This window comes from Acinetobacter sp. TG2027, assembly GCF_000302435.1.
GTDB lineage: Bacteria > Pseudomonadota > Gammaproteobacteria > Pseudomonadales > Moraxellaceae > Acinetobacter > Acinetobacter pittii.
In genome coordinates, this window is record NZ_AMJN01000061.1 from 25201 (window position 1) to 45272 (window position 20072).

General features: G+C 37.3%; 13 protein-coding genes and 1 pseudogene. 8 read left to right on the forward strand and 6 right to left on the reverse strand.

The genetic code is table 11. The features are described 5' to 3' along the window. Positions 1 to 72: 72 nt before the first annotated feature. The 3 genes from holA to leuS are packed head-to-tail and all read right to left on the reverse strand — an operon-like array spanning position 73 to position 4242. Positions 73 to 1062, reverse strand: a complete 990-nt coding sequence (holA, locus tag B806_RS0118205) for a DNA polymerase III subunit delta (protein WP_002114918.1) — start codon at positions 1060 to 1062, stop codon at positions 73 to 75. A gap of 18 nt (positions 1063 to 1080) precedes the next feature. Beyond that, positions 1081 to 1590 carry an LPS assembly lipoprotein LptE gene (gene lptE, locus B806_RS0118210; RefSeq protein ID WP_002115142.1) on the reverse strand — a complete coding sequence of 170 codons (510 nt, stop codon included), beginning with the start codon at positions 1588 to 1590 and terminating at the stop codon, positions 1081 to 1083. A gap of 27 nt (positions 1591 to 1617) precedes the next feature. Further along, positions 1618 to 4242 carry a leucine--tRNA ligase gene (gene leuS / locus B806_RS0118215; protein WP_017403321.1) on the reverse strand — a complete coding sequence of 875 codons (2625 nt, stop codon included), beginning with the start codon at positions 4240 to 4242 and terminating at the stop codon, positions 1618 to 1620. Between the two features lie 534 nt (positions 4243 to 4776). On the opposite strand from leuS, the gene B806_RS0118220 reads away from it, so the two are divergent. From B806_RS0118220 to B806_RS0118235, 4 genes are all read left to right on the forward strand, one after another. Next, positions 4777 to 6501: an acetolactate synthase 3 large subunit gene (locus B806_RS0118220; protein ID WP_005079103.1), complete on the forward strand. Its 1725-nt coding sequence runs from the start codon at positions 4777 to 4779 to the stop codon at positions 6499 to 6501. Next, positions 6501 to 6992: an acetolactate synthase small subunit gene (gene ilvN / locus B806_RS0118225; protein WP_002114824.1), complete on the forward strand. Its 492-nt coding sequence runs from the start codon at positions 6501 to 6503 to the stop codon at positions 6990 to 6992. Before B806_RS0118220 ends, ilvN begins: the two co-directional genes overlap by 1 nt. 32 nt (positions 6993 to 7024) lie before the next feature. Continuing rightward, positions 7025 to 8041, forward strand: coding sequence for a ketol-acid reductoisomerase (ilvC, locus tag B806_RS0118230; RefSeq protein ID WP_002115094.1), 1017 nt, complete (start codon positions 7025 to 7027; stop codon positions 8039 to 8041). A 326-nt stretch (positions 8042 to 8367) separates the two neighbouring features. Next, on the forward strand, positions 8368 to 10422 hold the full coding sequence (locus tag B806_RS0118235) for an EAL domain-containing protein (RefSeq protein ID WP_017385760.1): 2055 nt from the start codon (positions 8368 to 8370) through the stop codon (positions 10420 to 10422). Positions 10423 to 10837: 415 nt separating this feature from the next. Here B806_RS0118235 and B806_RS0118240 read toward each other — a convergent pair whose 3' ends face one another. Beyond that, positions 10838 to 11410 carry a TetR/AcrR family transcriptional regulator gene (locus tag B806_RS0118240; RefSeq protein WP_017385761.1) on the reverse strand — a complete coding sequence of 191 codons (573 nt, stop codon included), beginning with the start codon at positions 11408 to 11410 and terminating at the stop codon, positions 10838 to 10840. 326 nt (positions 11411 to 11736) lie between these two features. On the opposite strand from B806_RS0118240, the gene B806_RS0118245 reads away from it, so the two are divergent. Both B806_RS0118245 and B806_RS0118250 read left to right on the forward strand, forming a co-directional pair. Further along, positions 11737 to 12600, forward strand: a complete 864-nt coding sequence (locus B806_RS0118245) for a hypothetical protein (protein WP_017403322.1) — start codon at positions 11737 to 11739, stop codon at positions 12598 to 12600. A gap of 522 nt (positions 12601 to 13122) precedes the next feature. Continuing rightward, on the forward strand, positions 13123 to 14322 hold the full coding sequence (locus tag B806_RS0118250) for an integrase arm-type DNA-binding domain-containing protein (protein ID WP_004890115.1): 1200 nt from the start codon (positions 13123 to 13125) through the stop codon (positions 14320 to 14322). Here B806_RS0118250 and B806_RS0118255 read toward each other — a convergent pair. Further along, a complete protein-coding gene (locus B806_RS0118255; RefSeq protein WP_000541018.1) occupies positions 14315 to 14536 on the reverse strand; it encodes a hypothetical protein in 222 nt (73 codons plus the stop codon). The genes B806_RS0118250 and B806_RS0118255 overlap by 8 nt on opposite strands. Before the next feature lie 214 nt (positions 14537 to 14750). Between B806_RS0118255 and B806_RS0118260 the strand changes: the two genes are divergently transcribed. Continuing rightward, positions 14751 to 15632 carry a hypothetical protein gene (locus tag B806_RS0118260; RefSeq protein ID WP_016654415.1) on the forward strand — a complete coding sequence of 294 codons (882 nt, stop codon included), beginning with the start codon at positions 14751 to 14753 and terminating at the stop codon, positions 15630 to 15632. 59 nt (positions 15633 to 15691) lie between these two features. Here B806_RS0118260 and B806_RS19685 read toward each other — a convergent pair. Continuing rightward, positions 15692 to 16884 (reverse strand): annotated as a pseudogene (locus B806_RS19685) (IS3 family transposase). Positions 16885 to 17387: 503 nt separating this feature from the next. On the opposite strand from B806_RS19685, the gene B806_RS0118275 reads away from it, so the two are divergent. Further along, entirely contained in the window at positions 17388 to 20066 is a 2679-nt protein-coding gene (locus tag B806_RS0118275; protein ID WP_016654414.1) for a DUF11 domain-containing protein, read from the forward strand. The last annotated feature ends 6 nt before the right edge of the window (positions 20067 to 20072 follow it).

Consider the following 20072-nt stretch of genomic DNA (forward strand, 5'->3'; position numbering starts at 1 on the left):
ATAAAAGCGAAATGAGGATAAAACGTGAATTTTTATTATATTTCAAGAATGAAGAAAAATGATTCTGCCGAATTATTGTATAAATAGCGTTTTACCACATAATTCAGCAATGGCCTGCTGCATCAAATGTTGGGCATTTTCATTCGACATTCCTTTAATTGCTGCATCAACTTGCAATAGAAGGGTGGACCAGCCTAAAAACTGTTGAGGATTTAATCTTCTTAAAGCTTGTTGATATAAACTGACTTTAGTTTTCCAGATACCAAGTTGTAATGCATTATGAGGCTGTTCAAATAATTGCATCAATAAACGCATTTCTTTGCTTAGTGTCCATAAAATCAGACTTTCTGGTTCGCCAGCAGCAATTAAATATTGAAAAATTTTAATAGATTGAGCGAGATTACCTTCTAACAGTGCGTCACTTAAATCGTAAGTGGTGTAACGAGACTGATCTTGTAAACAAGCATACAGCTGTTCAATTTGAATCAGTTGTTGGTCTGGAAAAGTATCTCTTACACGCATCAAGCTATTCTTAGCTGCGAGCAGATTATGCTCATGATGCTGCATGAGCCACTGCCATGCGTCATTATCGAGTTGAATTTCGAGTTTCTCTGCTTCGGCAGATAAAATTCTTTGGCGGTCTTGCGGATAGTTTGCCGTAAGGGCAACAACAACACCATTTGCTTCCACAACTTGGAAAAAAGCAGACTTTAAGCTACTACTATCTTGCTTAGGTAGAACAATTAAAAGCAGGTTAGTTTCATTATGCTGAATATAGCTTTTAAGTTGTTTTAGCCCATTTGCGTCAGGCTTTATATTGCCATGTACTTCAATGGCAAGCTGCTGAGAAAATAAAGATAAGCTGTTAAGAGCGTTAAAAACATTTTTCCAGTCGCTTACACTACTAATATCGTAGCGCTGTCTTTCAACTTCTTGTTGTTGCCAACTTTTACGAAAAGCATCTAATAAATTTTGTTCCAGCAAAGGTTCTTGGCCATGTAAAATCCACGCACCCCGTGCTTCCGGAATGCGTTTTAAGGCTTGTAAATAGTCAATTTTCATTGCTGGTAAAAATAAAGATTAAGGCTGAGCTTTTGGTAAACGATTTGCTGAAATCTGACGAGTAATTTGCTGTGCAATGTCATCGATCACAATACGTTGCAAATAAGATTCTTGCTGATTTTCGGTGTTAACCGTTGCAAGATCATATTGGTAACTACGAGATGCAGTTAATGAACGTGGTTCAGTAATTTTATTACCCTGACGGTCTTCAATCTGGAAGGTTACGGTTAAGCGTAATAATACTTCCGTTAGTTTTCCATTTAAAAGCTGACGACGTGGTGTGTACTCTAAAACACGGAGTACGTAGGCATCATTATCATTGCTGAATTGAACACCATTTGCAGCTAAATAAACTTTTAACTGGGTTTCCAAATCATCAGTTTTAGCTGGTAACTCAAGGCTTAATTTTTTATAAACAAGCGGAGTTGCAGTCGGGTTGGTTCCTTTTAAATGAAATCCACACCCGACTAAGCCTGCACTAAGGCCTAAGGTCAAAACAACAGCGGCTAAACGTTTGGCAAAGTGCATGCTTGATCCTCTCATCAATAACTTTAATTAAACCACGAGGTTAACTAATTTATTTGGAACCACAATTTCTTTCTTTGTTGGTCCTGTTAAGAATTGTTGAACTTCTGGAAGGGCTTTAGCTTGAGCTAATAGATCTTCTTTAGAGATATCAACCGAAACTTCAAGTTTACCGCGAAGTTTACCGTTAACCTGTACAACAATCGTTTGCGTATTACGAGTTAATGCAGAAGCATCGACTTCAGGGAATGTTGCTTCTGTTACATCTGTACCAAACTGAACCAATAATGTTTGACTTAAATGCGGTGCAAATGGAGCAAGTAAAGTTAACAGTGTAGTGATCGCTTCACGCTCTACAGCAACATCGTTGTCATCTTTTGCCTCAAACTTATTGCTCGCATTTAACAATTCCATCAAAGCGGCAATCGCAGTATTGAATGCATGACGACGTTCGATATCATCACTTACTTTTTGAATAGTTTCGTGTGTTTTACGACGTAAATCTTGAGCATCTTTAGACAAGTTAGCAGCATCAATCGTAGAAGCTTGGTTGCCCTTTTCAAGGAAGCTTGCTACAAGGCGCCATACACGTTTCAAGAAACGGTTTGCACCTTCAACACCTGCATCAGACCATTCTAAAGATTGGTCTGGTGGAGCAGCGAACATCATGAATACACGTGCTGTATCTGCGCCGTATTGATCAATAATCGCTTGTGGGTCGATACCATTGTTTTTCGACTTAGACATTTTTTCTTGTCCGCCGATCACAACTTCTTGACCGTCACCTGAATATTTTGCAGAAAGAATACGACCTTTTTCATCGCGTTCTAATTCGATATCAGCAGGGTTAAACCAAGTTTTCTTACCATTTTCTGCTTCACGATAGAATGTATCTGCAAGCACCATGCCTTGAGTCAACAAGTTGGTAAATGGTTCATTACCTTGTACTACACCTTCATCACGCATTAATTTGTGGAAGAAACGTGCATAAAGTAAGTGAAGAATCGCGTGTTCAACACCACCAATATATTGGTTTACAGGAAGCCAGTTTTGAGCAGCTTCTGGTTTAACCATGCCACCAGTAAAGTCTGGAGATGCATAGCGTGCGTAGTACCAAGATGACTCTACGAAAGTATCCAAGGTATCTGTTTCACGGCGTGCATCGCCACCACAGCAAGGACATTTAGTTTCATAGAATTCAGGCATTTTATTAAGCGGGTTACCTGAACCATCTGGAACAACGTCAGTTGGTAATACAACCGGAAGTTGGTCTTCTGGAACTGTGACTTGACCACAAGTATCACAGTTAATCATTGGAATTGGACAACCCCAGTAACGTTGACGAGAAACGCCCCAGTCACGTAAACGGAATTGAACTTTAGAATTTGCTAAACCTTGTGGTTCTAATTTTGCAAGGAATGCATCGAAAGCAGCTTGGAATTCTAAACCATCAAACTCACCAGAGTTAACAAGTTTACCTTCTTTTGAGCCATACCATTCTTGCCATTCAGTTGCAGAGTAGTCTGCATTGTCAGCGCCTTTGGCATCAATTACTTGCTTAATAGGCAAATTGAACTTGTTAGCAAATTCAAAATCACGTTCGTCATGCGCTGGTACAGCCATCACTGCGCCAGAACCGTAAGACATTAATACGTAGTTTGCGATCCAGACAGGAAGCTCTTCACCAGTTACAGGGTGCTTTACAAACAAACCTGTCGCCATGCCTTTTTTCTCAGCTGTTGCCAAGTCTGCTTCTGCAACTGAACCCATGCGGCACTCTTCAATAAATGCAGCCAATTCAGGGTTGTTTTCAGCAGCTTTAAGCGCAAGAGGGTGTTCTGCTGCAACGGCAACATATGTCACGCCCATAAGCGTGTCAGCACGTGTTGTATAAACAGTTAAGCCATCAGCATAAATTTCGGTATTGGCTGAAGGGAAAGTAATTTCCATGCCTGTAGAGCGACCAATCCAGTTACGTTGCATGGTCAACACTTGTTGAGGCCAGCCGTCTTGTAGAGTGTCTAGGTCGTCTAATAATTCTTGTGCATAGTCGGTAATACGGAAGTAGTACATTGGAATATCGCGTTTTTCAACCAATGCACCAGAACGCCATCCGCGACCATTTTCAACTTGCTCGTTTGCTAAAACAGTTTGGTCAACCGGATCCCAGTTTACTGTTGAAAGTTTACGGTAGATCAGGCCTTTTTTATAAAGCTGAACAAATAACCATTGTTCCCAGTGATAATACTCTGGTGTACAAGTTGCAAATTCACGATCCCAATCTACAGATAGACCTAATTTTTTTAATTGGTCACGCATGTAGGCAATGTTTTCAAATGTCCATTTTGCCGGAGCAACTTTATGGGCAATTGCTGCGTTTTCCGCAGGTAAACCGAATGCATCCCAACCCATAGGTTGTAGTACGGTTTCACCTTTTAAACGGTAGAAACGGCTAATTACATCGCCAATTGTATAGTTACGCACATGCCCCATATGCAGCTTGCCGCTTGGGTAAGGAAACATTGATAGGATGTAACGATGTTTACCTTCGACAGTGTCGGCAACTTTAAAGACTTTACGATTTTCCCAATCTTGTTGAACTGATGGTTCAATCGTGTTTGCTTGATATTCGGGGTCAATGTGAGAAATAGTCATAGACGTAAGCTATACAACAAAAATTGATATTAAAGATTGTTGCACAGCATAGCGCAAAATCGACAAAAATGCAGTTTTGGGATGGATTTATTTTCCGTTAAAAATTAAACAAGAATAAACCTGAAAAAAGCGGGGTAATCATAAAAAAAGAAAAGTGGAAAAATCAAATAAGATGAAAAAATAGTCAGTTAAAAAATAATCATAGAAAAGTGTTTTTTTAATCTTGACTTTAGTGAATTAAACAACAAAAATGCTTCCTTTAGTTTTATATGCGATTATTTGATCACCCTTCGAATAACCGTCATGTTTTGTAATAGACATTCTCTCTAGCCGAGAGATTGATTTTACTTAAAGTATGTATATCCAGACATGCTTTATTAATGTTAAAAAAGCTTATACGGCTGAAAAACAGAAATTTTTCTATTGCAACGAAAACTAGACAATATGTGTGCTATAACAGTGCAGACAATTCAATGAATGAAACACTATTTGTGCCTTCCATAAATAGTGATAAAGATTTTAGGGTGAATCACGTTGGAACTTTTATCTGGTGGTGAAATGCTCGTTCGTGCTCTTGCGGACGAAGGCGTTGAACATGTTTTTGGTTATCCAGGCGGCGCTGTATTACATATTTATGATGCGCTATTTCAACAAGACAAAATTAATCATTACCTCGTACGTCATGAACAAGCTGCTGGTCATATGGCAGATGCTTACTCGCGTGCTACAGGTAAGACCGGCGTAGTACTGGTCACTTCTGGACCTGGCGCAACTAATACTGTGACTCCAATTGCAACAGCTTATATGGACTCAATCCCAATGGTGATTTTGTCTGGCCAGGTTGCATCACATCTTATTGGTGAAGACGCTTTCCAAGAAACTGATATGGTGGGTATTTCACGTCCTATAGTGAAACACAGCTTCCAAGTTCGTCATGCAAGCGAAATTCCTGCAATTATCAAAAAAGCATTTTATATCGCAGCAAGTGGTCGCCCTGGTCCAGTTGTAGTTGATATTCCTAAAGATGCGACAAATCCTGCAGAAAAATTTGCGTACGAATATCCTGAAAAAGTGAAGATGCGTTCTTATCAGCCACCTTCACGTGGTCATTCTGGCCAAATTCGTAAAGCGATTGATGAGCTTTTAAGTGCAAAACGCCCTGTAATTTATACGGGTGGTGGTGTTGTTCAAGGTAATGCATCGGCATTATTGACTGAACTCGCGCATTTACTAGGTTATCCAGTAACTAACACACTTATGGGCCTTGGTGGCTTCCCCGGTGATGATCCACAATTCGTGGGCATGTTGGGCATGCACGGTACTTATGAAGCAAATATGGCGATGCATAATGCTGACGTCATTCTTGCAATTGGTGCGCGTTTTGATGACCGAGTGACCAATAACCCAGCAAAATTCTGTGTGAATGCTAAAGTTATTCATATTGATATTGATCCGGCGAGCATTTCAAAAACAATTATGGCGCACATTCCGATTGTAGGGGCGGTTGAGCCTGTACTTCAGGAAATGTTGACGCAATTGAAACAATTAAATGTGTCTAAGCCAAACCCTGAAGCAATTGCTGCGTGGTGGGATCAAATTAATGAATGGCGTAAAGTTCATGGCTTAAAGTTTGAAACTCCTACTGATGGCACAATGAAGCCACAGCAAGTTGTTGAAGCTTTATATAAAGTCACTAATGGTGATGCCATTATTACTTCGGATGTTGGCCAACACCAAATGTTTGGTGCGTTGTATTACAAATACAAACGTCCACGTCAATGGATTAACTCAGGCGGATTAGGCACCATGGGCGTAGGTTTACCTTATGCAATGGCTGCGAAGCTCGCTTTCCCAGATCAACAAGTTGTTTGTATTACTGGCGAAGCTTCAATTCAAATGTGTATTCAAGAGCTTTCAACGTGTAAGCAATATGGCATGAATGTGAAGATCTTGTGCTTGAATAACCGTGCTTTAGGTATGGTGAAGCAGTGGCAAGATATGAACTATGAGGGCCGTCACTCAAGCTCATACGTTGAATCATTGCCTGATTTTGGCAAGTTAATGGAAGCTTATGGTCACGTTGGTATCCAGATTGATCATGCCGATGAACTAGAGTCGAAGCTTGCTGAAGCAATGGCGATTAATGATAAATGTGTATTCATTAATGTCATGGTTGATCGCACGGAACATGTTTATCCAATGCTGATCGCAGGTCAGTCTATGAAGGATATGTGGTTAGGTAAAGGGGAGCGTACATAATGAGACATATTATTTCTGTACTCGTTGAAAACGAAGCTGGTGCGCTTTCTCGCCTTGTTGGTTTATTTAGCCAACGTGGATATAACATTGAAACACTGAATGTTGCGCCAACCGAAGACCCAACTTTGTCACGCTTAACATTAACAACTTATGGTGATGACCATAAGATTGAACAGATTACAAAGCAGCTCAATAAACTTGTTGAAGTTGTAAAAGTAGTTGATTTATCAGAAGGTTCACACATTGAGCGTGAACTGATGTTGATTAAAGTGAAAGCGTTAGGTGCTTCACGTGCTGAAATTAAGCGAACAGCGGATATTTTCCGTGCGCAGATTGTAGACGTGACACCAACTACCTATACCATTCAAATAGCAGGGACAACTGAAAAATTAGATGGTTTTATCGATGCGCTTGCAGAAAACACTATTCTAGAAGTCGTTCGTTCAGGTGTATCTGGTATCGCCCGTGGCGAAAAAGTATTAGCCATTTAATTTTTTAAAAAGTATTTTAGCGGAGAACACAAATGCAAATTTTTTACGATAAAGACTGTGACTTATCAATCATCCAAGGCAAGAAAGTAGCGATTATTGGTTACGGTTCTCAAGGTCATGCTCATGCACTTAACCTTAAAGACTCAGGCGTAGATGTAACTGTAGGTTTACGTGCAGATTCAGCTTCTTGGAAGAAAGCTGAAAATGCAGGTCTTAAAGTTGCAGAAGTTCCTGCTGCTGTTAAGCAAGCTGACCTCGTAATGATTTTGACTCCAGATGAATTTCAATCACAACTTTACCGTGACGTGATTGAGCCAAACATCAAAGAAGGCGCGACTCTTGCATTTGCTCATGGTTTCTCTGTTCTTTACAACCAAGTTGTTCCTCGTAAAGATTTAGACGTAATCATGGTTGCTCCAAAAGCACCTGGTCACACTGTACGTTCAGAGTTCCAACGTGGTTCAGGTGTTCCTGACCTAATCGCAATTCACCAAGATGCTTCTGGTAATGCACGTAATGTCGCTCTTTCTTATGCTTCTGGCGTAGGCGGCGGCCGTACAGGTATTATCGAAACTTCATTCCGTGAAGAAACTGAAACTGACTTATTCGGTGAGCAAGCGGTTCTTTGTGGTGGTGCGGTTGAATTAGTGAAAATGGGCTTCGAAACTTTAGTTGAAGCTGGTTATGCACCAGAAATGGCTTACTTCGAATGTTTACACGAACTTAAATTGATCGTTGACTTAATGTTCGAGGGCGGTATCGCTGACATGAACTACTCAGTATCTAACAATGCTGAGTACGGCGAATATGTAACTGGTGTTGAAGTAATCAACGAACAATCTCGTGAAGCAATGCGTAATGCATTGAAACGTATTCAATCTGGTGAGTACGCTAAGATGTTCATTCAAGAAGGTGCGTTAAACTACCCATCTATGACTGCTCGTCGTCGTCAAAATGCTGCACATGGTATTGAAGTAACTGGTAATAAGTTGCGTGCAATGATGCCATGGATTCAAGCAAACAAAATCGTAGACAAAGAAAAGAACTAATTTTCTTTATCTAACGTTTTAAAAGAACCCTGCTTTAAGCAGGGTTCTTTATTTATACTATTTTATTTGAATATGAAAATTGCGATTAGGTCAACTTGACTAGATTAAATAAATTCTATATTTTTCATATAATTGGCTGCTTAATTTTTATTTACTTTATTGATTTATAAAGTAAAAAATACTTGACCAAAAGATAGATAATGTTATTGTTTATAACTGACTGAATAAGTCAAATTTACTAAAATTTCTTTAACATGTTTAATTGTATTTTGGGCAATGAGTTGAACAAAATAAAAAAAAGTATTGAATAATCATGGAAGTCCAATATGGGTCATGTTGATTACGATAGCACATTGATCGTCGGCTCTTTTATTGCAGCTGGCTTCATTTGTTATATTGTGATTTCCATGGAGCAGCTAATATTCAAGCAACTCTATAAGAAATTTGAATCCTTAATTTTATTTATTAATGGATTGCTACTCGCCTTAGCAATTAGCATCGTCCATATTGTTGGTATACAAGCTTATCATCTGTTTGATACAGCCCACTCTAATATTCCTTTAATTGCAATTTCTTATGCCATTAGTGCATTGTTGTCTTGCATTGCGATGTGGTTGACTTCGCGTTTTACGCTCCCTTTATTTAGACTCATTTTGAGCTCGATTATTATGGGAATCGGAATTTCAGCTTCATATTACATTAGCATGCTGGGCTGGAATATTAATGTTTATAAAAAAGATTACACTTCGTTTTTACTTTTATTTTCTGTATTAATTGCGATGAGTGGTTCAGGGCTAGCGTTTTTACTCGCCTATAAATTAAAGGACACTGAACGATATCGCTTAACTTTAAAAATCGCATTTTCGGTTATGATGACCTTAAGTATTATGGGGATGCACTACACAGCGCTTATTGCGACGAATATTACTGATAAATTTATTAGCCAATATCAGGCTGAACATGACTTATTATTATTCACAATTATTCTAGTCACCTGTTTGGTACTCGTAGCAAGTTTTATTGTTGCAATGTTAGAGCAACGCCTTACTCAACAGAATTTAGAGCTGCGCAAAGCAAATAAAGAATTAGCCAACCTATCTATACAAGACAATTTAACCAAATTACCTAACCGCCTTTATTTGGTGGATTATGCTGAAGTATTACTTTCAGATCATCGATACAAAGACCAGAAAATTGCTTTCTTATACATTGATTTAGATCGATTTAAATCGGTGAATGATGCATTTGGACATCATATGGGTGATCAATTACTTATTCAGATGGCGAACCGCTTACATTGGCAACTCAATGAGAAGTGTAAACTGCTTAGAATTGGCGGTGATGAGTTTTTGCTTATTGCCGAAAATACAAATGCCGATGAAGCAGTTATTTTGGCTGAGAAAGTTTTACAGCTGATTCAAGAGAGTTATCAGATTTCTGGTAAAGAAATTAATATCTCTGCAAGCTTAGGAGTGGCACTATTTCCTGAGCACGGACAAAATGTTCAGGACTTACTCATGAACGCTGATGCCGCGATGCTCATGTCTAAAGAACAAGGCCGAAATACTTACACCATCTTTAGTTATTCAACCCATCAACAAGAAACGAGAAGTCAGTCAAAACTGATCAATGATCTTTATAAGGCCGTAGAAGAAAAGCAGTTCATCCTATATTACCAACCAAAATTTAATACGAACCTTGAGGTCTGTGGCGTTGAAGCATTAATCCGTTGGAATCATCCAGCTTTAGGAATACTCACACCGCATATGTTTATAGAAGGTGCAGAAAAAACGGGTTTGATCATTCCAATGGGATATTGGGCACTTGAGCAAGCTTGCCTGCAAATTCAAGAGTGGGAACGCAGTAACACCCCATTTTATCCAGTCGCAGTAAACCTATCTGCACTACAGTTCGAAAATAAAAAATTATTTAGTACACTCGAAGCATTATTGAAAAAATATCAAATTCAACCTCATCACTTAATTGTTGAGATTACTGAATCAACTGCAATGCGACATATTGATTTAAGTATTCGAGCTTGTGAGCGACTACGTGATATGGGCATTCGAGTCGCAATTGATGATTTTGGAACAGGCCATTCAAGCTTTTTATATTTAAAAGATTTACCTGTAGATGAATTGAAGATTGATCGTGGTTTTATCGTTGACTTAAAACCAGGCTCAAAAGAAGAAGTTATATTAGAAAGTATAATACATTTAGCTAAAAAGTTAGGTTTAACCGTAACAGCTGAAGGGGTGGAAACTCAACAGCAAGTTGAGATTTTAACCCGTTTAGGTTGTCAGCAATTTCAGGGTTATTTATTAGGAATGCCTGTTCACGTCGATCAACTGATTGAATCTCAAGGCGCTCATTTCGCTTAATCTTTTCTATCTCGATTTTTAAACCTAATATTTCCTTTTAATTTTATCTTTAAAGAACAATTAATTAAAATAAATTTATCTTCTAAAACACACCTATATATTTGTAGTAGTGAATAGTATTAGCTTCTCAGTTAGTTGAGTATTTTACATATAATAATTTATGAATATATACTGCAAGTATAAAGTAATACTAATAAATTGATGTTTGTATTTTATAAAATATAAGAGGTGAAAAGGGTTATTATAAAGTATTATGAAGTTTATATAATAATTGAAATTGATGAAGATAGAACTAAATAAAAATATTAATTTTTAGGGTTGAGTAGATTTTTGGTGGAGTTGGAGAGTAGACTCCACCGAATTAAAAAATACTTTTTATCTTTATTAGAATATAAATATTTAATTAATTTATAAATTAAATAGTTGAATACTCTCGAACTGTTTCTAATTCAATAATTTTGTTTATATAAGACCACGTTTGTTCTGGATTAATCTTTCCTTTATTTATAGTACCGTCAATAATGATTCCATCTACAATGTTAAGAAAGAGCCCTGTTAGAATTTTTGTGTTTTCCACTTCTAATTCTGAAAGAGCTGAGAAAACTAATGAGTAAATCCACTCCCGATATTCATTAATTTGATGCTTAATAGAAGGGTACAATTGCATGACTTCGATGGTTGCTTTTTTAAATAAGCAGCCGTTAAAGTCATCTGTATTAATCCAATCGATATACCAATTAAATATCTTTTTTAATTTAATCAATGGGTTGTTAGTGTTTTTTATTTTTTCCAATATTGAATATTGGATCTCTAAATTTCTTTTATAAAGACATTCTTCAATTAAGGCTTCTTTAGAAGAAAAGTATTTATAAAAAGTCATTTTTGCAACATTTGACTCAGCAATAATGCGATCAACACCAATAGAAGTATAGCTTTTTTGGTTAAAGAGGGATGTTGCTGTTGTTATAATAGTTTCTCTTTTTGTCATCGGGTTCCCCGTTGCGGATATTTTTTGATTAACTTTGCTATTGTAAAGTGTATAAGCTTAAATAAAACTTATTTTATAGTATTTAAAAAATTATATTTATTCAATAGCTTGGTTAATTTAAAAAACAATATATTATATATTTAATTGGCAATAGTTTACTTTTTTAAATATTATTAATTAATCCGTTGATTTGTTGAGATAATACACATAGTATCAACTTGTTAAGTATGGGTGTGCGGAATTTATTTTAGCAATTGAATGCAAAATTGTAATAAAGAGAGAGCCTATAACTTAACTATAAGAAAAACTTTTTACAGAGAATCATTATGTTAAAAAAATTTGAAGACTTTAATAATCCAAGAGAAAAAGCATTGCAGGGGATGAGAAATAGTATTCCTGCAAAACAATGGGATGAAAATTTACAATTTCTTAAACAGTTAAGAAAAACGATTGCAGAATTACCAGTTTGTAACCATCCTGCTATTGAACTGTTAAACAGTGGATATCTTGATAAACAACGTTTGGCTCTTATCCATTTAGAATATCGTCATGCGATTGTACAAATTTTTACTGATGCTTTATTAAAGGCTCAATTTTTAACAAAACAATTGGAACCTAAACTCCACTCTGGAGCGAAGATTTATCCACGGGTATTATTAAGTTTAAATATACTTGATGAGTTTGGTTTTCGCCCTGGGTTAGATAAAGATAATTACTATTTGGGTAATCCTGAATATGCTCATTATCCTTTATATGAAGATTTACTTAATGATTATGGTTTAACGGAACTGGACCGTCGTAATTATAAACCATCAAAATTTGCAGATCAGGTTAGATCATTTTTAGAATCTTCTTATGATAGTTATATTAATGTCGTGGCATTATTAGCTGTTGCAGAGGAGGAAGTCATTCTTTTTAGTCCCCCATTACGTCAAGCAACCAAATTCGTAAATATCGATGTTGAAGGTGGTGGTTACTACCATGTACATGGTGTATCTACGGATGAAACATCTGAGGCTGCTGATGACGATCATGAAGATGACTTATGGTTTGCATTAGCACAAGCAATTACAAAAGATGATTATGAAAGCTTAACCAAGCTATGTATTGATTACTGTGCTTTATGGAATGAGTTCTGGGATGCACAAATTGCCGATGTTCAATTCATTGAAGAAAAGAAATTGGCGTAAAGATTCTATTAAGTCTTAATCAAGCCCCATCTTAAATAGATGGGCTTTTTTAATTGTAAAATTTCTAAGGAGCTAAACTACACTCTCAAAAAAGATCTAAAAAGTTTGTGAATAACTCATGGCTTATCAACAATCATTAAACAGTTCTATAAATCTGCTACAATTACGCCAATTTTTATTTTGATCGACTTTAGGTCTTTGGCACTGCAATCTCCGCAGTAGGTGTATTTCATGAGTTTTAAAGATGAGTTAGCGGCACAGGTTGCTCAACGCCGCACATTTGCCATCATTTCCCACCCAAATGTTTGATATCTATTCAAGCCCATTCAACCTATTTCAAATATGATAATAAAAGCATTGTAAGTGCTGTAAAAATATAAAAATATTGATATTCTTTATCTGGTATATCTTTCAACCCCATTCAATAGATTTCAAGTCTAGTCAGTATGTTTGTGTACATATGTGTGTACACATTTTCTAGAATTTTCTATTTGAAAAAAATATGTACACAGGTGGAGTAAAATGCCTTTAACAGATACGTGGCTTAAGAAGAATCTAGATCGTGAACGTTCAGCTATACATACAGAGTCTGATCAAGATGGATTGAGCGTTCGTGTTTCTCAAAAAGGAAAACTCACTTTTCAGATGCGTTTTCGATATAACGATAAGCAAGCTCGTTTAGACTTGGGAACCTATCCAAATATGAGTCTTAAAGAAGCTCGTATTGAATTGCAGAAAATGAAAGCAATTTTAGAAAAGGGACATGACCCGCGTATTCATAAAAAAGTAGAGCTTCACAAGATCACAGAGGCTATAACTTTTGAAGCGCTATTTCGTGAGTGGCATGCGAAATATAGTATTCCTAATAAAAAGAATGCAGATCAATATTTGAGATCATTTGAACTTTATGTTTTCCCAAAGTTAGGTAGCATACCTGCTGAGCAAATCACATTACATATGTGGTTAGATTTACTAGAAGAGCAATTTAAACAGTCGCCATCGATAACTGATCGCATTCTTACGAATACAAAGCAGTGTTTGGATTGGGGGATTAATCGAAAATTAATTGAGCAAAATCCCATAAGACATATCACTGGAAAGCGTGACTTAAATATTAAGAAAAATAAAACTGTTCGAGTATTACAAGATGATGAGTTGTCTTTAATTTTTAAAATTTGTGATGAGTCTAGAACATCATTAAGGAATGTTTTATTTCTCAAGTTATGTTTGTTTTATGGTAATCGATATAGTGAGTTGAGGCTTGCACGGAAATCAGATTTTGATTTTAGTAAAAATACATGGACAGTACCGTATGAAAATCATAAGACAGGAGAAAGTAAAGGGGACATTGTTCGACCTATTATTGATGAGATCAAACCGTGGCTTCAGTCTGCAATGGATTTGAGTAATTCTGAATACATTTTCCCACATGAAAATGGCAAAGAGCCAATGGGGCGTAGTGGGCCAACAGATACCCCTTATAACTTCATGCAATTTGCAAGGAAGAATTATAAAATTGAAATGGATCATTGGTCTATGCATGATTTACGGCGTACAGCAAGGACAAATTTCAGTGCGTTTACAAGTAGGGATGTTGCGGAACTGATGGTTGGTCATGTGATGCCTGGGGAACAGGGGACATATGACTATTATGATTATCAAAAAGAGATGTCGAAGGCTTATAAAAAATGGTGGAAAAAATTAAGTAATCTGTCTAGCTAGACAGATTACTCATTTGGTTGTTATTGAAATATTTGATTAGCCATTCGTTAAACGTTTCTTCATCCCAAAGGCTAGTAGAGCCAGCGCATTTTTTAATAGGTTGAGGCATTGGTTGCTCGAACATTTTTTGATTAGGTTGTTGGTAACGCCATAAAGTCGATGCAGAGCAATTTTTGAGTTTGTGGCGAATTTCTTTAGATGTTAAGTAGCCCATATCTTTGATCCTTTTGTGATTATCGCAATTAGATAAAAGAACTAATTTTTTAACCTTAAATATTGGCTGGAGATCAACCTATAATGTTAAAACTATTAGATCAGTTCATTGATGGGGTAACTATAAAATTTAAAAAATTGTAAAAGTAGATTGGTACTAGCTTTTAAAAATATAGTAGTATTATGCTATGTAATTATCTGTATTTTAATGAATTATGATTGATAAAAAATTATCAAGGTTAGAGCAGCTTGAGCAGGATATATGGTTAAACTTTTGTTACTACTATGAGTGTGAATTGAATAATGAATTAATAGAAACGGAGAATCAATCATATATTGATCAAAAAGAAAAAATCATAAAAAGAATGCAGCAGAATGATTTTCAATTGAGTGAGCAGTCAGCTTTTCATTTAGAAATGATGGGGGATGTGGTTTTAATCCCTTTCAAGCCATTCCAGATTGCACAGCTTTTAATGCAGATAAATACATTAAGACCTGAGGTGAATAACTTGCCTGCCAAAATTTTCCAAAGGCAATATTCAGATATTTTAATTGCTTATGTGCAAATGCTTGGTGGGGTGGAGTTTATTCAGAACCGTACACTTGCCAAAAGTGCAAAGGCAATCATTGCAGTCAAAGCTCGTTACGACAAGCATTTATATCCAAGACGGGAAATTTTATATCGCACTTTAAGAGAGCAGATTGTGCGTCGTGGCAAATGGGATAATTTGAATCAAGCAGTTAATTTTGTGCTTGATGATCTAGTCAAAGCTTTTGAGGTTTACGATATTGAATGGCTTCAGTCTGAACTTGTGCTTAAGCAAAAAATGCTCAGTGAATTAGAGCAGGAGAGTAAGCAGTTGTATGCTAAAGCTCAGTCAGATGGCGTGCGAAGAAAGCCAGCATCAATTGGGAAAAAAATAGAAAAATTACAGCTCGAACTTAACAATCTTAATCAGATACTGAAAGCAAAATATCCTTCTAAAGAGATGGAAAAGTTTGGGTATAAGATGCCTTACAGTGGTGGATACATTGCCGAAACCATCATTCATGAGCTCCGAACTCATCCTGATATATTGAAAGAAATCTTGTTCTAAAAGTTTGTTTTAAGCTGTACCTGTAAAATATATCTAATGAAAATTTGGCTGAATTGATCCTAGACAGTATCGTGGACAACAAATCCCTCTAAATTCTTAAAATATTTCTGTTCAAAGGCTTCTGGGCTTAACTAGCCGTTTGCGGAATGCCTTCTGACCCGATTGTAATAAATCTCAATATAGTCAAACAAGACAGTATTCGCTTCTTTTCGAGTGGCAAACACACTGCCATGGACCACATGACCTTTCAATGTATGAAAGAAGCTTTCGGTCACTGCATTATCCCAACAGTTTCCCCTGCGTGACATACTTTGAACGCAGTTATTCGTCAATAATAGCGTCCTAAAATCACGACTACAGTACTGTGAGCCTTGGTCCGAATGCACCATGACACCCATTGGATACCCCTGACGAGCCATTGCATAATGAAACGCATCACACACCAATTGACGGTCTATTCGATGGCTGATTTGCCAACCGACGATACGACGGCTGAATAGATCCAGCATCACACACAAATACAGCCAACCTTGCTTAGTACGGATATAGGTAATATCCGTTGTCCAGATCTTATTGGGTTCATTGACCGTAAATTGACGATCCAACAAGTTGGGTGCTGTAGGCAAACGATGGTTTGAATCAGTCGTATGCTTGTATTTACGTGCAATCCTGCTACGTAAACCAAGCTTTTTTAGCATCCTTCCAATAGTACGTTCGCTCATGTTGTAATCTAATTCATGCATGTCATGTACTAATGAAGGTGCACCCAATCGTGCATGATGCTGCCAATATACGGCTTTTAAGTCATTATATTTCTGTGCTGGATTGGCTTGACGTTTTCGCCAGGCATAATAGCCTGAAGTGCTGACACCTAGGTATTTACAGGCAGAAGATACGGTGACTTCATTCATATCTAGATCTTGAATTACCGTGTACTTTTCTTGGCATGATCTGTTAGAAAGTACACATGCGCTTTTTTTAAGATGTCATTGGCTTCCTTGAGCTGTTTGACTTCTTTCTCTAATTCCAAGATCCGCTGTTGTTCTGGTGAAAGTTGACGTTTGCTTGAACCCACTGGATTGGCTTCACGAATCCATTTGTCTAAGGTTGAATAACCCACACCTAATTTCTGGGCGATTGCAGCTATAGCTTCGTGGGAGTTTGAAAGTGCATAATCAATCGCTTGCTGTTTAAATTCAGGACTTGAGCAGCATTGCTGCGCAAGATAGCCATTTCTTGAATCTCCAAAGATTAAAGTTACGTTATCTTTAGATGGGTGAGGAGCACTGCTCCGCAAGGTCCATTATTTTGTCTAGGATCAAACAAAACCTAGCCCAATCTTCCATCAAACCTTTCCTTTTTTTCAGATAAGACCCCATAAATAGAAATCTATATTGAGGCAGTTTTTACTTTTGCAGGAGGTCTAATGATTGATATGACATTTTTATGCAGTGAATGTTTGTTTTATGCTTCAAACTGACAGTATTCGTCTAGGTCATTTTCTGTGTTGAAAGAGATAAAATATTTGCTTTTATTGTGATAGGATTCTTCTAAATTTTAACTTAAAATCGAAATTTAATAATAAATAGTGTGTTTTTGGTCTCTGATTTAAAATTAAGTGAGTGTTGGTTGGTTTTTTTGATAAAAACCAATAGACTTGCTACATTTTTGTATGAAAAGTTGGCTTTCTGTAGTATTCTGGTTAAAAAATCATCAACAAGAATTTATTTTTATGATTTTAGTGGGTTATTGGATATGGTAAGTCGATTCAAGGGAAGTGTTATTTCACGAGTTTCTTTTGCCTGCTGTCTTAGTTTATTTATTTTTACTTATAGCCCTGTGGTTTTTGCTCAACCCAAGGCGGGAAGTAGCATTACTAACATAGCGAGTGGTGACTTTTATGATGAGCAAGGCAACTTGCAAGTCATCAACTCCAATCCCGTTATCCTCACAGTTCAGCCTATTTACTCATTGAGCCTGCAAAGCAATCAGCAGAATATCGGAACTATTGGCAGTAAACTCAATTTTCCTCATGTACTCACCAATACGGGAAATATTGCTGATAGCTATAAAATTACACTGAATCAACTTACAAATGACCAGTTTGATCTAGAAAATATCGCAGTTTATGCGGATCGGGATCAAAATGGTGAGCCTGATGACAATAATAATTTACTCAATAATGCAATTCTGAATTTAGAAGCAGGTGAGTCTGTGGCTGTGGTTGTGGTGGGAAGTATTCCAGTCAACAGCATTAGCGCAGGTCATGTTGCAAACTTTACCTTAACTTCAACCAGTCAACTTGATTCAGGTAATGTGTCTGCCACTGTCTCAGATGTTGCAAAAGTGGTTGATGATGCGGTTATTCAGGTCACAAAATCTCAAAATATCAGTACAGGTAAAACAGGCACAGAAGTTACCTATACATTTACTTATAACAATACGGGGACTGCACTAGGTCAACTATTTGTCCGTGATACTTTGCCGAGCAGTGTAAGTTACCAAGCTGGAACAGCTATTTGGAATAATGGCGCAAGTACATTAACAGATGTAGATAATGACAATGAAGCAGGCAGTACTGCTGAGTCAGTTATGAACTATAAATATGCGGGTGGTGAGGTGGAATTTAAACTCACAGGCATTACTGCGTTAAGCAAAGGTACATTTAGTTTTAAGGTAAAAGTTAATCCGAATGCAGCGGAAAAAATCAATAACACTGCTAACTATAAACAGTATAAAAATAATACAACTACCTTGTTAAAAGATACATCAACCAATACCGTTATTTTTACAGTTCAGCAAACCTTAGGGGTGATACTGAATAACTCTTCTGTTGGAAATACTGATGGAGGAACGAATGACTTGCTCACCAAATCAAACACATTTACTGGTGCAGCCAAAGAAATCCAGTTTGATAATTATGTTTGGAATACAGGACAGGCGACAGACAGCTATAATTTAAACATTACAAAAAGTGCAAATGTCCCAAGTTGTGCAGTCACACGCTTATACCAGTCCGATGGGCGTACTTTACTGACAGATAGTAATGCTGACGGTATTATTGATACAGGTTCGATGGCAGCAGGCGCATCGAAAAAAATTGTGCTTGGTGTTTATTTCCCTGCCAATTGTGTTACAGCGACTAATGAAATACTAGATTTTGATGTTAAGGCAACTTCAGTTACAGATACAGCAATTGCCAATAGTACTCGTAATCGATTAAACAATACCAATACCGCAGGTTCTAGTGACTTGTACAATAATGATAGTTCAGGAACTGGTATAGGTGCTGTTACATCACCTGGTGGACAGGCATGGGTAAATAAATCAGCAGTTAGGGGTGGAACAGCCGTATTTCCTTTGGTTGTAGAGAATAAGAGTACGGTAACGAATAGCTATAATTTATATGCTTCGGTTGCTGAAATTGATGTCAATAATATCAGTACCAGTTTGCCTGCCCAGTGGATAGTGAAATTCTATGATACGAGTGATGATTGCCAAAGCCTAGGAAATGTAATCAGCAGTACTGGCAATGTAGCAGCGGGTGCAACCAAAAAATATTGTGCTGTTGTCACTGTTCCCACTAATACAGACTTGGCTAATCTTCCTATTTGGTTTGCGATAAAATCCCCAATGAATGCACAGGCGGATAGTATTAAGGACCAAGTTGATATTATCCAGAGACAAATGACACTGGCAAATGATCGGCAGGGTCGGGTCAATATTGGTGGCACAGTTGTCTATCTACATACCTTAAAGAATACAGGAACTGTGGTTGAGGGGAATGCAGTAGGCCAGATCACGTTTCGTGTTATTCCGCAAAACCCAAATGATACCTTTACTTATACTTTGTATCATGATGCCAATAATAATGGCGTGATTGATGCGACTGATCCAATGATTAATGATTTATCCATCATTACAGGTGGTTTAGCGCCGCAAGCTTCAATTCAACTTCTCTTAAAAGTCCAGGCACCAACAACGGCAACCAATGGTATGTCTAGTGTGGCGAATATTGTGGTGAAAGCAAACAATACCATTCAGGGGCTGACCTTGGATGATTTACAAAACACTGACTTGACCACGGTAGATCCAACCCAGTTACGTTTGACCAAAGAGCAGGCGAAAGATGAAAACTGTGCCTTAACTTTAGCTACGGTAAGCAGTGCAACCTACGGAAGCACACCACTTCAAGTAAAACCAAATCAATGTGTGAGCTATCGTTTAACCATTAAAAATGAGGGCGCCACCCCAGCTAGTAATATTGTGATTAATGATATTGTGCCTGCTTACAGCCAATTACGTAGTGGTTTACCACCATCTATTAGTCAAGGCACAATCGCTGTAAATAACGATCAAATTGCAGGCAGTGTGGGATCGCTTACACCACAAGGTCAGGCTTCCATGTACTTTTCTATTCGGGTAAGTCCATAAACAGAG

Excerpts from the sequence above, each read along its gene's own strand:
- holA (WP_002114918.1), bottom strand. The coding sequence starts at position 1,062 with ATGAAAATTGACTATTTACAAGCCTTAAAACGCATTCCGGAAGCACGG.
- lptE (WP_002115142.1), bottom strand. The coding sequence starts at position 1,590 with ATGCACTTTGCCAAACGTTTAGCCGCTGTTGTTTTGACCTTAGGCCTT.
- leuS (WP_017403321.1), bottom strand. The coding sequence starts at position 4,242 with ATGACTATTTCTCACATTGACCCCGAATATCAAGCAAACACGATTGAA.
- ilvN (WP_002114824.1), top strand. The coding sequence starts at position 6,501 with ATGAGACATATTATTTCTGTACTCGTTGAAAACGAAGCTGGTGCGCTT.
- ilvC (WP_002115094.1), top strand. The coding sequence starts at position 7,025 with ATGCAAATTTTTTACGATAAAGACTGTGACTTATCAATCATCCAAGGC.
- B806_RS0118235 (WP_017385760.1), top strand. The coding sequence starts at position 8,368 with ATGGGTCATGTTGATTACGATAGCACATTGATCGTCGGCTCTTTTATT.
- B806_RS0118240 (WP_017385761.1), bottom strand. The coding sequence starts at position 11,410 with ATGACAAAAAGAGAAACTATTATAACAACAGCAACATCCCTCTTTAAC.
- B806_RS0118245 (WP_017403322.1), top strand. The coding sequence starts at position 11,737 with ATGTTAAAAAAATTTGAAGACTTTAATAATCCAAGAGAAAAAGCATTG.
- B806_RS0118250 (WP_004890115.1), top strand. The coding sequence starts at position 13,123 with ATGCCTTTAACAGATACGTGGCTTAAGAAGAATCTAGATCGTGAACGT.
- B806_RS0118255 (WP_000541018.1), bottom strand. The coding sequence starts at position 14,536 with ATGGGCTACTTAACATCTAAAGAAATTCGCCACAAACTCAAAAATTGC.
- B806_RS0118260 (WP_016654415.1), top strand. The coding sequence starts at position 14,751 with ATGATTGATAAAAAATTATCAAGGTTAGAGCAGCTTGAGCAGGATATA.
- B806_RS0118275 (WP_016654414.1), top strand. The coding sequence starts at position 17,388 with ATGGTAAGTCGATTCAAGGGAAGTGTTATTTCACGAGTTTCTTTTGCC.